Source organism: Streptomyces sp. YKOK-I1, assembly GCF_054660435.1.
In genome coordinates, this window is the sequence record NZ_BAAGDR010000001.1 from 2,717,374 (window position 1) to 2,730,680 (window position 13,307).

Here is a 13,307-nt window from a genome sequence, read left to right on the forward strand (position 1 = left end):
GTCTTTCCGATCGCAATGAACAAGACGATCAGGCGTGCCTCGGTCTTCTCGCTGCTGCTGGTGTTCGCCCTGCTGATCCGGGCGACCTGGGTGCAGTTCTATGAGGCCCAGGCTCTCGCGGACGACACAAGCAACCGGCGCAACGCGATTCTGACGTACTCGCAGCCGCTGGGGAACATCATCGTGGCCGGGAAGGCGGTCACCGGCTCGGCCCGGACGACGGGCGGCGACCTCAGGTACAAGCGCACGTACACGAACGGCGAGCTGTACGCGGCGGTGACGGGATACGCCTCGCAGGCCTACGCCCCCACCCAGCTCGAGGGCATCTACGCCGACCTGCTCAACGGGACGGACACCCGGCTGAAGACCGTGATGGACACGGTCACCGACCAGCGGGCCGACCCGGGCGATGTGCTCACGACCATCGATCCGGCCGTGCAGAAGGCGGCGTACGACGCCCTCGGAGACAAGAAGGGCGCGGCCGTCGCGATCGACCCGAAGACCGGCAGGATCCTGGCGGTCGTGTCGACACCGTCGTACGACCCGTCCTCGCTCACCGACGCCAACACCGCGGGCACGGCCTGGAAGAAGCTGACCGCCGACTCCGACAAGCCGCTGGTCAACCGGGCGCTGCGGCAGCCGCTGGCGCCGGGCTCGACGTTCAAGCTGGTCGTGGCGGCGGCCGCGCTGGAGGACGGCCTGTACGCGTCGGTGGACGAGAAGACCGACAGCGAGGACCCCTACACCCTCCCCGGCACCCGGACGGTCCTGAAGAACGAGAACACCTCCGCACCCTGCGAGAACGCCTCGATCCGGGTGGCGCTCCAGTACTCCTGCAACAACGTGTTCGCGCACATGGCCGTACAGCTCGGGCAGGACAAACTCAGGGCGATGGCCGAGAAGTTCGGCTTCAACGACGACTCGCTGGACGTGCCGGTACGGGCATACGCGAGCGTGTACCCCTCCGACATGGACGAGTCGTCCACCGCCCTGACCGGTATCGGCCAGTTCGACGTGACCGCGACCCCGCTGCAGATGGCCATGGTGTCGGCCGCGATCGCCAACGGCGGTGAGCTGGTCTCGCCGCACATGGTCGCGCAGATCACCGACAGCGGCGGTGACGTGCTGAAGGACTACGACGACGACGCGTCCACCACGCGGATCGTCAGCGCGTCCACCGCCGAGCAGTTGCAGTCGGCGATGCAGACGGTGGTCGAGAAGGGCACCGGCACGAACGCGCTCATCGACGGCGTCACCGTGGGCGGCAAGACGGGCACCGCCCAGAACGGCGAGAACAACAGCAAGGCCCCGTACGCCTGGTTCACGTCCTACGGCAAGACCGACGGCAAGGAGGTGGCCGTGGCGGTGGTGGTGGAACAGTCCGACGCGGCCCGCTCGGAGGTCAGCGGCAACGGCCTGGCGGCCCCGGTGGCCAGGGCGATGATGAAAGCAGCGCTCAAGTAACCCACCTGGGAGGGGCGCGGGGAACTGCGCGACCGGCCACGGCGAACCCGCACCGGCCGCGCAGTGAACCCTTACTTCACACCCAGAAGCTGCTCGATCGGGTCAATGGCGAAGTACACCACGAACAGCGCCGAAGCCCCCCACAGCAGCCAGTGCACGTCCCGCGCCTTGCCCAGCACCGTCTTGATGACGACGTAGGCCAGGAAGCCCGCCCCGATGCCGTTGGTGATGGAGTACGTGAACGGCATCACGGCGATGGTCAGGAACGCCGGGATGGCGATCTCGTACTTGTCCCAGTCGATGGACTTGACCTGGGTCATCATCAGGAACCCGACCGCGACCAGCGCGGGTGCCGCCGCCTGGAGCGGGACGATCGTCAGGACCGGGGTGAGGAACAGCGCGAGCGCGAACAGAGAGCCGGTGACGAGGTTGGAGAAGCCCGTGCGCGAGCCCTCGCCGACACCGGCGGCGGACTCGATGTAGGAGGTCGCGGAGGACGAGGACGCCGCGCCGCCGGCGACCGCCGCCGCACCGTCGATGAGCAGCACCCGGCCGAGGTTGGGCACCTCGCCCTGCTCGTTCAGCAGTCCCGCCTCGGCGCTGATGCCGACGACCGTGCCCATGGTGTCGAAGAAGTCGGACAGGATGAGGGTGAAGACCAGCAGGACGACGGTGAGGACACCGGTCTCGCCGAACGCGCCGAACAGGCTGAAGTGACCGATCAGCCCGAAGTCGGGGGCGTCGACGAGCTGGTCGGGCCAGGCCGGGGTGGTCAGGCCCCAGCTCTTCACGTCGGCGAGCGAGTCGATGACGATCGCGAGCACGGTCATCGCGACGATGCTGATCAGGATGGCGCCCTTGACCTTGCGGGCGAGCAGCGCGACGGTCAGCAGCACACCGAGGCAGAAGACCAGGACCGGCCAGCCGGTCAGGGCGCCGCTGCCGCCGAGCTGCACCGGGACGGTGGTGTTCGCGACGTCCGGGATCCGGCTGACGAACCCGGCGTCGACGAAGCCGATGAAGGCGATGAACAGGCCGATGCCGACGCTGATGGCCTGCTTCAGCGGCTGCGGGATGGCGTGCATGACGGCCTCGCGCAGACCGGTCAGCACCAGGACGCAGATCAGCAGGCCTTCGAGGACGATCAGGCCCATCGCGTCGTCCCAGCTCATCAGCGGGGCGATCTGGAACGCGACCACCGCGTTGAGGCCGAGGCCGGCGGCGAGCGCGAGCGGGAGATTGCCGCCGACGCCCATGACGATCGTCATCACCGCGGCCACCAGGGCGGTGGCGGTGGTGAGTTGGACACTGTCGAGCGTGTGGCCGAACTTGTCCTTCGCGTTCCCGAGGATGATGGGGTTCAGCACGAGGATGTAGGCCATGGTGAAGAACGTGGCGAAGCCGCCGCGTATCTCCCGGCCGAAGGTGGAACCCCGTTCGGAGATCTTGAAGAACTGGTCGACTCTGTCCACGTGTGACTCCCTGCTACCTGTTCGAACTTGTGCGGATGCTGGCTGGATTGTTGCGTCGTTGAACCGTGCTCAGGTTTTCTGCGTGTTACGGATTCGGGCTCCCGGGCAGCTCCGGGCGGCCACATGATGTTCGAACCCCAGCACCAAAGCAAAGGGATGATCACTGCTACGCTTCCGGATCTCGTCCCGACTCCTTCTCGGGACATCCCCATGTCATTCACATGACACGCACAGCAGCCACCGAGAAGAGGTCACCCGTGGGCACAGTCGTCGACGACGCCGCCTCCGTGGAATTCCATGCCTTCTTCGACCGTCACTACGCCGAACTGGCCCGGCTCGCCCACCTTCTGACGGGTGAGGCGGACGCCGCCGACGACCTGGCGGCGGACGCGCTCCTCGCGCTGTGGAACCGCTGGGACCGGGTCCGCGCGGCCGAGCATCCGGTGGCGTACGCCCGCGGCGTCGTCGCCAATCTGGCCCGCACCCGGATCCGCAGCGCGGTCCGCGAGCGCCGCAGGATCGCCCTGTTCTGGTCGCAGCGCGAGGAGAAGACCGAGAACCCCGATGTCGCCGGCGTTGTGGACGTACAGTCCGCGCTGCGTAGACTCCCCTTCCGCAAACGGGCCTGCGTGGTGCTCCGGCACGCCTTCGACCTCTCGGAGAAGGACACCGCGCTCGCGCTGGGGGTCTCGGTGGGTACGGTGAAGAGCCAGACCTCCAAGGGAATGGCCGAGCTGCAGAAGCTGCTCGGCGCACAGAGAGCTCCGCTCACGGTGCACGCGATGGCGCGCACCCGCGAGACCTCGGGAAGGAACCGATGACGATGCAGCGGGACGTGCACGACGAGCTGCGCGCCCGGCTGCACCAGGCGGCCGAGGCGTACGAGCCGGACCGGGCGCGCATCCTCGCCCGGGTCGAGCGCGGCATGGCGGGTGAGACCGAGGTCCAGGACCGGCGCGCGCACCGCGCGACCCGCCCGCTGGTCTGGGGCTGGACGCGGGTCGTGGGAGCCACGGCCGCGGTCGCGGGCATGCTCGCGATCGGCGGATACGCGGTGGCGTCCGCGGTGAAGGACGACACCCGGGTCGAGCAGACGGTCTCCGTCTCGCCGACGCCGGTGCGGTCCCCCGACGCCACGAGCCGGCCGCCGGCCTCCCCGAAGGCCACCGAGACCTCCGGGTCCGGCGGCGGCGAGTCCAAGGAGCCGGAGAAGCCGAGCGGTTCCCCGACGCCCTCCGCCACCTCGTCCCCGACGACGTCGGCCGTCGTGCTCCTGCCGGGCACCGACGACGATGACGACGGGCCGCTCTGGTCGGACGGCTCGGTCGATCCGCACAGCAACGACTTCTGGGCGCAGAGCAACATCACCATCCGGGCGAAGCAGGTCGCCACCGCGCTCACCGTGCAGCTGAGGATCGCCCAGACCGGCGGGGTGTCCAACGCCGGGGCCTGGCGGTCGCTGCCGGAGCAGGACTTCGACCTCACGGTCACCGAGCAGGACGGCTTCCTGGTCTACACCTGGGTGCTCAAGGAGGGCCGTACGGTCCCCGTGGGCGAGTGGGTGTTCGCCGGGCAGTACGACCACGACCGCGGCGGCCGGGACGCGGGCGGCGACAGCTATGTCATCACGGGCCAGTCGGACGGCAGGGCCCGCACCCTGGGCAGCGGTTTCGCCTCCCAGGACACCTCGGGCGGCGACTCCTAGAAGAATTCTCCGGAACGGCGGCAACCCTTTCCTCACCGGTGGCGACCTGACAGCGCAAGAGTCACCACCACCTGAGGATCCGGCACATGACTGCTTCCGCAGAACCGCGCACCCGGCACCGCCGCAGCGTCACCAACCGGCGGGCGCTGATCGCGGGCTCCACCGCCCTGGGCATCACCGGCGCGGCGCTCGTCACCACGACGCTGCTGTCCTCGGCGGGCGCCGCGACCGCCTGGCCCACGGCGACCGGCAGCAAGGCCGTCTCCTCGACGATCAAGGTGTCCGGGACCTACGACGGCAAGCTGAAGAAGTTCTACGGCAAGGGCGCGCTCGGCACCTCCGACCAGGACGAGTCGCAGGGCGCTCTCTTCGAACTGGCCGACGGCGCGGTCCTGAAGAACGTGGTCATCGGTTCCCCGGCGGCGGACGGCGTGCACTGCAAGGGCTCCTGCACGCTGCAGAACGTGTGGTGGCTGGACGTCGGTGAGGACGCGGCCAGCTTCAAGGGCAAGTCGTCCTCGGCCGTGTACAAGGTCATCGGCGGAGGCGCGAAGAACGCCGACGACAAGGTGCTCCAGTTCAACGGCGCCGGCAAGCTGACCGTGACCGGTTTCCGGGTGGAGAACTCCGGCAAGCTGGTGCGGTCCTGCGGCAACTGCAAGACGCAGTACAGGCGCACGATCGTGCTGAGCGACATCGACGTGGTGGCGCCGCTGAAGGCGATCGTCGGCGTCAACGCCAACTACGGCGACACCGCCACCCTGTCGAAGATCCGCATCCAGAACGACCCGAAGAAGAAGGTCAAGGTCTGCGTGCGGTTCAAGGGCAACAACACCGGCAAGGAGCCGACCGAGATCGGGTCGGGTGCGGACGGAACCACCTGCAAGTTCTCTTCATCTGCCATCACGTACAAGTGACACAACCCGCACAGAGCGACGGAGAACGGCCCTTGAGTACGCACAGAAGACGACCTCTCACGCGGCGAGGCGTGCTCGGGGCCTCCGCGATCGGGGTCGCCGCCACGGGCGCCGCCGTCGCGGGCGGCGCGGGACTGCTCTCGTCCGCGTCGGCAGCCGCGTTCGGCTACAAGGACGACGGCAGGAACTACGTCGTGGACACCGGGTCCTCGCTCGTCTTCAAGGTCTCCAAGACGACAGGTGACCTCACCTCCCTCGCCTACAAGGGCAAGGAGTACGAAGGCTACGGCGGCAAGCACTCGCACGTGGAGTCCGGCCTCGGCGCCTCCACGGTGACGATCAGGCAGTCGGGATCCACGATCCTGATCAAGGTGGTGCACGGCGCGATCACCCAGTGGTACGCGGCCCGCAACGGCGAGAACAACGTCTACCTGTGGACCGACAAGGCGGACGCGTCCTTCACCGCCACCCGCTACATCGTCCGCCTCAAGCCCGGCATGTTCCCCAACACCGGCTCGGACTCCTGGATCGAGGCCTCGGACACGGTCATCGAGGCCGGGGACGTCTGGAAGCGGGCGGACGGCACCACCCACTCCAAGCACTACTCGGGCAAGCGGACGATCGACTACGACCACATCGGTTTCACCACCGGCTCGGTCGGCCTGTACCTGGTCCGCTCCAGCCACGAGAAGGCCTCGGGCGGCCCCTTCTACCGCTCGCTGCTGCGCCACTCCAACGACAAGGGCGCGGGTCTCTACGAGATCCTGCACTACAACGAGGCCCAGACCGAGGCGGAACGCTTCGGCCTCCAGGGCCCGTACGTCCTCGCCTTCACGGACGGCGGCACGCCCCCCTCGTCCCTGTCCGCCGCCAACCTGGACACCTCCTGGGTGGACGGCCTCGGCATCACCGGCTGGGTCGGGAAGGCCGGCCGCGGCAAGGTGGCGGGCGTGGGCCTGAAGGGCATGGACGCCCGGTACCCGTACACGGTCGGCTTCGCCGACAAGGACGCCCAGTACTGGGCGAGGGCGGCGGCCGGCACCGGCGCGTTCTCCTGCAAGGGGATGCTGCCGGGGACGTACACGCTGACCGTCTTCAAGGGCGAACTGGCGGTCCTGACCCAGCAGGTGAAGGTGACCGCGGGCGCCACCACGAGCCTGCACACCCTCACGATCACCGGCGACCCCTCCACGGCGAAGACCGTCTGGCGCCTCGGCGACTGGGACGGCACGCCCGGGGAGTTCAAGAACGCCCGGCTCATGACGTACGCGCACCCCTCCGACGCCCGCGCGGCGAAGTGGACCGGCAACGTCACGATCGGCGGCGCCGACCCCGCCCCGTCCTTCCCCGCGTACCTGTGGAAGGACGTCAACGACGGCGTCCTGATCTACTTCAAGCTCACGAAGGAGCAGGCGGCGGCCGCCCACACCCTCCGCATCGGCGTCACCGACGCCTTCGCGAACGGCCGCCCGCGGGTCGGTGTGAACGACTGGGTCTCCGCGGTCCCGGCGGCGGTCACCCAGCCCTCGACCCGCTCCCTCACCACGGGGTCCTACCGGGGCAACAACCACACCTTCACGTACAACGTCCCGGCGACCGCCTGGAAGACGGACGTCTCGCAGTACAACGTCCTCAGGCTCAGCATCGTCAGCGGCTCGTCCGGCACGGCGTATCTGAGCCCGGGCACGTCCTTCGACTGCGTCGATCTCCTCGCCTGAGAGGACTTGCCGGCTTCAGCCCCTCTGCGGCCGGCAACAGGGAAAGCCCCCGTCGCTGGAACCCGACGGGGGCTTTTCCCGCATTCCTCAGTTCATGGTGGACCCGATGGTCGTGGAACCCGTGGTGAGAAATGTCGTCGCCGGCAACGCCCCGTCCGACTTCCGCGCCCCGTACGCGGAACTCGCGTCCGTGGAAACGAACTTGGGAGTGGCCACCCCACTGTCCCAGTTGTTCGCGGCGGACACCGCCGACGATCCCAGTTTCGACAATCCGCCCTTGTTGCCCACCGCGAGATTCCGGGCGAGCCGCGCCTTGCCGGTGGCGAAATAGAATCCCGTCTGGGCATTGGAGTACGCGGTGTTGCGGTTCAGCACGATCGCACCCGTGTTGGAGTTCTCGGTGAATCCGTTGAGCGTGTTGTCCCAGGCCGCGTTGTTGTTGACGACGTGCGCGACCGCGACGCCCCCGCCGCCCAGCTTGAACCCGTTGCCGTTGCCCTCGAACGCCGAGTCGCCCCAGCGGTTCCTGCCGTTGCCGAAGGCCCAGCTGTGCTCGATGGTGACGGGCGTGGAGAACTGCCAGAGGTCGAGCCCGTCATCCGAATTGTTGTACAGACGCGCTCCGGTGATCCTGTTGCCGCTGCCGGAGCCGAACTTGACGGCGATGCCGTCCGCGTTCTGCCCGTGCCCGGAGGCGTCGTAGTTGCCGTGACTGTCCAGGTTCTGCACGAGGTTGCCGACCGTGTCGTCGCCGCGCAGGGTGAACCCGGAGTCGCCGTTGTCCGCGGTGACGAGGTTCCTGAAGACACCGCCGGTGGAGGACGTGACGACGAAGCCCTGGGCGGGGGAGTTCTGGAAGGTGAGGTTCTGGACGGTCCAGTAGCTGCCGTAGATGCCGGTGAGCCAGGAGCCGTCGGGCAGCTTGGAGCCGTCGATCTTCACCTTCTCGCCGCCGTAGGCCTGGAGCGTGATGCGCGACGCGCTCGTGCCGCTGGCCGTGGACTTGAGGGTGGCCGTCGGGTAGTAGGTGCCGGCGCGGACCTGGATGACCGTGCCGGCGACCGCGTTCTTCACGGCCGACTCCAGCTGCGCGGTGGTGGAGACGGTGACGGTGGCGGACACGGCCTGGGCGCCGCCGCCCGACAGTCCGAGGTAGACGCCGCCGCCCCCCGAGGCGAGCGCCACGGCGGCGGCGATCGAGAGGGTGCGCGTCCTGCGGTGGCGTCCGGTGCTCAAACGCACGGGCGTTCCTTTCAACGTGAGGCTGCCGGGAGGAAGCGGGCCGGAGGGGCCGCCCCGGCCCGCTTCCGCACAGCAGTCGCCGCCATGGCCGAAAAGGGTTGCCGCGCCTGAGGAAAAGGATCGAAACTTTCGCGCCCCTCCCACCGGACCGCCGATCCCCGCAGACTGTGCTCCTGGCCCTTTTCATCAGCGACTTCACCGACGAGGGGAGAAAGGTGACGCCCACCTCGGTCGTGGACGTGACGGCGGCGGACCAGCGGGGATACGCGATCGTCACGGAGGCCTCGGCGACGGTCGTCCTGCCGATGGAGCCGGACGCCGACCTCTCGTGGCTCGCGCCGGAGATCCGGGTGGGCGAGGGCGCCGCGCTCAGCCCCGCGTCGGGGACGCCTCGCGACTTCCGCGAGCCGCAGGCCTACACCGTGACGGCGGCCGACGGTACGAGCCGCACCTGGACGGTCGAGGCGGTGCCGACCGGGAGCCCCCTGCTGCCCGGGCTCCACGCCGATCCGGATGTGCGCTTCCTGGACGGCGCGTACTGGATCTACCCGACCACGGACGGCTTCCCGGGCTGGGGCGGGACGCGTTTCTCGGCGTTCTCCTCGAAGGACCTGGTCCACTGGACCGACCACGGGGTCGTCCTCGACCTCGCCACCGACGTCGGCTGGGCCGACAGGTACGCGTGGGCGCCGGCGATCGCCGAGCGGGACGGCGGGTACTACTTCTACTTCTGCGCCGAGCAGCAGATCGGGGTGGCGGTGGCGGACTCCCCCGCCGGGCCGTTCCGGGACGCGCTGGGCAGGCCGCTGGTGGCGAAGGCCGACTACGGCGGCCAGATGATCGACCCCGCCGTCTTCACGGACGAGGACGGGACGTCGTATCTCTACTGGGGCAACACGCACGGCTATGTGGTGCCGCTGGACGACGACATGGTGTCGTTCGACGCGGGCGCGGTGCGGGAGATCACCCCCGGAGAACTCCCGAGAGGCGTTCTCCGTGGGTGAAGCGGCACGGCACGTACTACCTGATTTGACATCCTCCCTCGACTGAAGCCGAAGGATTCCAGCCTTCGCAGGCTGAGGTTCACGGGCACTCGAACCCTCACGGGTTGTCACCCCTCCGGCGTGTCCCGCCGCGACATGAACACTGTCCAGCTCGGCGCCCGCTTGGTTGTCGCCCAGCGCCGCGGTGACCTTATCGCTTGTGTGCCGGAGGCGTCGAATCACTCTCGCGGCGATTCGACGCTTCCTGCCCCGCCCCGCCGGAGCGGGCAGCGAGCCGGTCGTGCCGACGCTGCAGGGGATCGAGCCCCTACGGCACGTCAGCTGACGAAGTACGTCGGGTTCGGCAGCTTGTAGCGCCGGTCGGCGTAGCCGCCCTCGAGGTCGGAGTACTGGTCGCCGAAGTTGGCGATGATCTCGTACCCGAGGTCGTTCTCGATGTGCTTGCGGGTGCCCGACTTGTACTGGACGGTGGTGCAGGTCCAGTTGTTCGCGGTGGCGCAGGCGCTCAGGTAGGACGGCGGGTTGGCCGCGTCCTTGAGGAACATGTGGTCGGCGTCGAGGTTGACGTCGGCGCCGACCTTCTTCAGGTTCTCGACGGCGGAGACCCGCTGCGACTCCTTCAGGCCCGAGTTGTAGAAGACCTCGACGCCCTTGGACTTGGCGTACTGCACGAGTTCGGGGCTGCCGAAGACCGCCGGACGGTCCGCCTTCGCCACGTACTCGGCCCAGCTGGCCGAGTTGTAGGTGTAGTTGGTCTTCTTCTCGTAGTCGAGGCTGAGCAGCAGCGTGTCGTCGACGTCGAAGACGACCGCGGGCTTCTCGCCGTGGTGGCGGGCCTTGCGGGCCGCCTGGTCGATGTACTTCCGCGCGGACTTGTCGATCGCCGCGAGGTCCTTGGCGTACGGGCTGGTCGGAGACGCCTGGTACACGCCGTTCGCGTCCGCCGCGGTGCCGTAGTAGGTGTCGATGTCCTTCACCAGGAGCCCGATGTTGTAGGGCTCGTGGGTGGAGTTGGCCGTGGACTGGCCGGCCGTGGCCGCGCCGGCGCCGTAGAGCGCGGCACCGGCGACGGCACAGGCGGCGACGGAGGCCGCGATGCGCAGTGACTTATGCATGACAGGCTTTCTACGCGCGTCACGCGGTCGGGCGCGAGACCCGTTGCCCGATCGATACCCGTTCGGCGGGCAAAAATCGGGTCAAGCGCCCGGTTGGCCCAGCGGGGTGGGCCGGCGGCGGGTCAGTCCATCGTCGCCCCGATCGTCGTCGAACCCGTCGTCAGGAACGTGGTGGTGGGCAACGTGCCGCTGGAACTGCGGGCGTTGTACGTCGTGGAGGCGTCCGTCGACCGGAAGGCGGGCGTCGAGATGCCGCTGTCCCAGTTGTTGCCGGACGAGGTGACCGACGAGCCCTTGTTGACCGAGCCGCCGCCGTTGCTCACGGCGAGGTTCTTGCCGAGCTTGGCGGAGCTGGTCGCGAAGTAGTAGCCCCACTTGCTGTTGGCGTAGGCGGTGGTGCGGTTGATGACGATCGCCCCGGTGTTGGAGTTCTCGGTGAAGCCGTTGCCCGCGTTGCCCCAGGCGGCGGAGTTGTTGACGACGTGCGCGACGACCTCGCCGTCGCCGCCCAGCTTGTAGCCGTTGCCGTCGCCCGCGAACGCGGAGTCCGACCAGCGGTTGACGCCGTTGCCGAAGGACCAGGTGTGCTCGATGGTGACGGGCGAGGAGAAGGACCAGAAGTCGATCCCGTCGTCCGAGTTGTTGTAGAGGCGGGCGCCGGTGATCAGGTTGCCGGTGCCGGAGCCGAACTTCACGGCCACCCCGTCGGCGTTCTCGCCGTGGTTGGCGGAGTCGTAGTTGCCGTAGGAGTCGATGTTCTTGACGGTGTTGTTGACCGTGCCGTCCCCGGTGAGGGTGAAGCCGGAGTCACCGCCGTTGATGGTCTTGATGTTGTTCCAGACCGTGCCGGTGCAGGACTGGCAGACGACCGCGCTGTCCGGGGAGTTCTGGAAGGTGATGTTGGAGACGTTCCAGTAGTCGGCGGTCAGCTTGAAGATCCAGTCGCCGTCGGGGAGCGAGGAGCCGTCGATCTTCACGGTCTCCGAGCCGTACGCGGTGAGCGTGATCGGCGAGGAGGAGGTGCCGTTGGCGGTGGACTGGAGGGTGGCCGTCGGGTAGTAGGTGCCGCCCCGGACCTGGATGACCGTGCCCGCGGTGGCGTTCTTGATGGCGTTGGACAGGTCGGTGGAGTTGCTGACGACCACCGTGGCGGCCTGCGCCTGGGTCGGGAGGGCGGCGAGACCTGCGCCTAGGGCGAGGGCCGCGCCGAGCGCGAAGGCGGTGCGACGAGACATGGAGTGCGGGTCCTTTCTCGTGTGGGGAGAGGGGTGGTTCACAGGACGCGGTCGAGCCAGTCGAAGACCTCGTCCTGCATGCGGTCGACGAAGACATGGCCGAGCTCGGGCCAGGTCGTCAGTCGCAACCGCTCCTCGGCGTGGCGCGAGCGCCAGACGGCACGCAGCTTCTCGTGGGCGGTGCGGACGCCGTCGGTGGGGAACAGCGGGTCCAGTGCGCCGGAGAAGAACAGCATCGGCCGGGGTGCGGCGATGCTCGCCACGTCGGGGAAGTCGAGGAACCGGGGCAGTCCCGGGTGGAGCATGTAGTACGACGACTGCCCGCGCAGGGTGTTGTTGCCGGGCACCATCATTTCCTTCAGGCCGGTCATCCAGCAGACGCAGGCGGCGGCACGCACGGCGTCGGTCAGGGCCGCGGTCTGCCAGGCCCGGTAGGCGCCCATCGAGAAGCCGACGGCCGCGACCCGGCGGGCGTCCACCCGGTCCAGGCCCGCCAGGAACTCGGCGGCGCGGGCGTCCTCGCGGGCCATGAGGCCGGCCAGCGAGGAGCCGAGGTGGAAGAAGTTCGAGGCGAGGGCCTGCTGCTGGTCGTAGGCGAGGGGGCCGCGGTCGCCCCAGCCGAGGGCGTCGGCGCACAGCACGGCATATCCGCGCCGGGCCAGTTCGTCGCCGACGAACCGCCCGCTGAAGTACTTCGCCGCCCAGGCCTGTGCGGAGGCGAGCCGGACGTCGTCGTCCCAGGGCCGGACCAGTTTCTCCTTGCCGATGTCGAACTTCGCCCCGTGGTCGTGCAGCAGCAGCACCGCCGGGAAGGGGCCCGGGCCGTCGGGGGTGAGCAGGGCGGCACGGACCCGCTCGTGCCGGGTGAGCGAGAGGGTGACCGACTGGGCCCGGTAGCCGTCCTGCCGGACGGGCTCGCCGAACTCGGGGGCGTACGGCGTACGGTCCTCCCGGCCGACGATCAGCAGCTCGTCCACCTTGGCCCGGGCCGCCCGCCGCCAGGCCCGGAAGTCCCGCACCGGGGAGGCACCCCAGGCGAGGGGAAAGGTCAGGGCGGCCTTGAGCGCGGGGTGGAAGCCGGGGAGGGGCCCGTCGACCACGGAGATCCCGGCGACGGCCGTCCCGGCGGCACCTGTCCCGGCGGCAGCCGTGTCGGCGTCGGCGATCTCGGCACCAGCCACGTCGGCACCGACAACCTCAGCACCAGCCACGTCGGCACCGGCAACCTCGGCACCAGCCATGTCAGCACCGGCAGCCTCGGCACCAGCCGCGTCGGCACCGGCAGCCTCGGCACCAGCCATGTCAGCACCGGCAGCCTCGGCACCAGCCGTGTCGGCACCGGCCTGCGACGCGACTCCGGTTGCCTCGGTGGCGGCCGATGAGGCAAGGCCGGTGGGCCCGGCGCCCGTCGCCCCCGTGCCGGCCCGCGACGCGA

11 protein-coding genes and 1 pseudogene are annotated in these 13,307 nt (G+C 69.0%); 7 read left to right on the forward strand and 5 right to left on the reverse strand.

Annotated features, from left to right (window positions below; all coding sequences use genetic code 11):
- Window positions 1-15: 15 nt before the first annotated feature.
- Window positions 16-1,464 (forward strand): peptidoglycan D,D-transpeptidase FtsI family protein, encoded by a 1,449-nt coding sequence (locus ACYQ8Q_RS11655; RefSeq protein ID WP_460064248.1) that lies wholly within the window; start codon window positions 16-18, stop codon window positions 1,462-1,464.
- A 71-nt stretch (window positions 1,465-1,535) separates the two neighbouring features.
- Here ACYQ8Q_RS11655 and ACYQ8Q_RS11660 read toward each other — a convergent pair whose 3' ends face one another.
- Entirely contained in the window at window positions 1,536-2,936 is a 1,401-nt protein-coding gene (locus tag ACYQ8Q_RS11660) for an NCS2 family permease (protein ID WP_460064250.1), read from the reverse strand.
- A gap of 257 nt (window positions 2,937-3,193) precedes the next feature.
- Between ACYQ8Q_RS11660 and ACYQ8Q_RS11665 the strand changes: the two genes are divergently transcribed.
- From ACYQ8Q_RS11665 to ACYQ8Q_RS11680, 4 genes are all read left to right on the forward strand, one after another.
- Complete coding sequence (locus ACYQ8Q_RS11665) at window positions 3,194-3,757, forward strand: SigE family RNA polymerase sigma factor (protein ID WP_340381480.1); 564 nt, start codon at window positions 3,194-3,196, stop codon at window positions 3,755-3,757.
- The gene (locus ACYQ8Q_RS11670; RefSeq protein ID WP_460064253.1) at window positions 3,754-4,641 is read left to right on the forward strand and encodes a hypothetical protein; all 888 of its coding nucleotides are present in this window, start codon (window positions 3,754-3,756) and stop codon (window positions 4,639-4,641) included. The genes ACYQ8Q_RS11665 and ACYQ8Q_RS11670 overlap by 4 nt, the downstream gene beginning before the upstream one ends.
- An 86-nt stretch (window positions 4,642-4,727) precedes the next feature.
- Entirely contained in the window at window positions 4,728-5,558 is an 831-nt protein-coding gene (locus ACYQ8Q_RS11675; protein WP_460064255.1) for a pectate lyase, read from the forward strand.
- A 32-nt stretch (window positions 5,559-5,590) separates the two neighbouring features.
- Window positions 5,591-7,276 carry a rhamnogalacturonan lyase B N-terminal domain-containing protein gene (locus tag ACYQ8Q_RS11680; RefSeq protein ID WP_460064257.1) on the forward strand — a complete coding sequence of 562 codons (1,686 nt, stop codon included), beginning with the start codon at window positions 5,591-5,593 and terminating at the stop codon, window positions 7,274-7,276.
- Between the two features lie 87 nt (window positions 7,277-7,363).
- On the opposite strand, the gene ACYQ8Q_RS11685 is transcribed toward ACYQ8Q_RS11680, so the two are convergent.
- Window positions 7,364-8,518 carry a right-handed parallel beta-helix repeat-containing protein gene (locus ACYQ8Q_RS11685; protein WP_460064259.1) on the reverse strand — a complete coding sequence of 385 codons (1,155 nt, stop codon included), beginning with the start codon at window positions 8,516-8,518 and terminating at the stop codon, window positions 7,364-7,366.
- Between the two features lie 218 nt (window positions 8,519-8,736).
- Here ACYQ8Q_RS11685 and ACYQ8Q_RS11690 point away from each other — a divergent pair.
- Window positions 8,737-9,548 (forward strand): annotated as a pseudogene (locus tag ACYQ8Q_RS11690) (family 43 glycosylhydrolase); the annotation flags it as partial.
- A gap of 291 nt (window positions 9,549-9,839) precedes the next feature.
- Here ACYQ8Q_RS11690 and ACYQ8Q_RS11695 read toward each other — a convergent pair.
- The 3 genes from ACYQ8Q_RS11695 to ACYQ8Q_RS11705 all read right to left on the reverse strand — a co-directional run bounded on the left by ACYQ8Q_RS11695 (window position 9,840) and on the right by ACYQ8Q_RS11705 (window position 13,053).
- The gene (locus tag ACYQ8Q_RS11695; protein ID WP_460064261.1) at window positions 9,840-10,637 is read right to left on the reverse strand and encodes an HAD family acid phosphatase; all 798 of its coding nucleotides are present in this window, start codon (window positions 10,635-10,637) and stop codon (window positions 9,840-9,842) included.
- Window positions 10,638-10,759: 122 nt separating this feature from the next.
- Complete coding sequence (locus tag ACYQ8Q_RS11700; protein WP_460064263.1) at window positions 10,760-11,872, reverse strand: right-handed parallel beta-helix repeat-containing protein; 1,113 nt, start codon at window positions 11,870-11,872, stop codon at window positions 10,760-10,762.
- A gap of 38 nt (window positions 11,873-11,910) precedes the next feature.
- A complete protein-coding gene (locus tag ACYQ8Q_RS11705) occupies window positions 11,911-13,053 on the reverse strand; it encodes a dienelactone hydrolase family protein (RefSeq protein ID WP_460073268.1) in 1,143 nt (380 codons plus the stop codon).
- Between ACYQ8Q_RS11705 and ACYQ8Q_RS11710 the strand changes: the two genes are divergently transcribed.
- Window positions 12,943-13,254 (forward strand): hypothetical protein, encoded by a 312-nt coding sequence (locus ACYQ8Q_RS11710; RefSeq protein ID WP_460073764.1) that lies wholly within the window; start codon window positions 12,943-12,945, stop codon window positions 13,252-13,254. The genes ACYQ8Q_RS11705 and ACYQ8Q_RS11710 overlap by 111 nt on opposite strands.
- Window positions 13,255-13,307: the final 53 nt, after the last annotated feature.

What these genes read in the sequence shown, in the direction of transcription:
- ACYQ8Q_RS11655 (WP_460064248.1), top strand. Translation starts at nt 16, where the DNA reads ATGAACAAGACGATCAGGCGTGCCTCGGTCTTCTCGCTGCTGCTGGTG.
- ACYQ8Q_RS11670 (WP_460064253.1), top strand. Translation starts at nt 3,754, where the DNA reads ATGACGATGCAGCGGGACGTGCACGACGAGCTGCGCGCCCGGCTGCAC.
- ACYQ8Q_RS11675 (WP_460064255.1), top strand. Translation starts at nt 4,728, where the DNA reads ATGACTGCTTCCGCAGAACCGCGCACCCGGCACCGCCGCAGCGTCACC.
- ACYQ8Q_RS11695 (WP_460064261.1), bottom strand. Translation starts at nt 10,637, where the DNA reads ATGCATAAGTCACTGCGCATCGCGGCCTCCGTCGCCGCCTGTGCCGTC.
- ACYQ8Q_RS11700 (WP_460064263.1), bottom strand. Translation starts at nt 11,872, where the DNA reads ATGTCTCGTCGCACCGCCTTCGCGCTCGGCGCGGCCCTCGCCCTAGGC.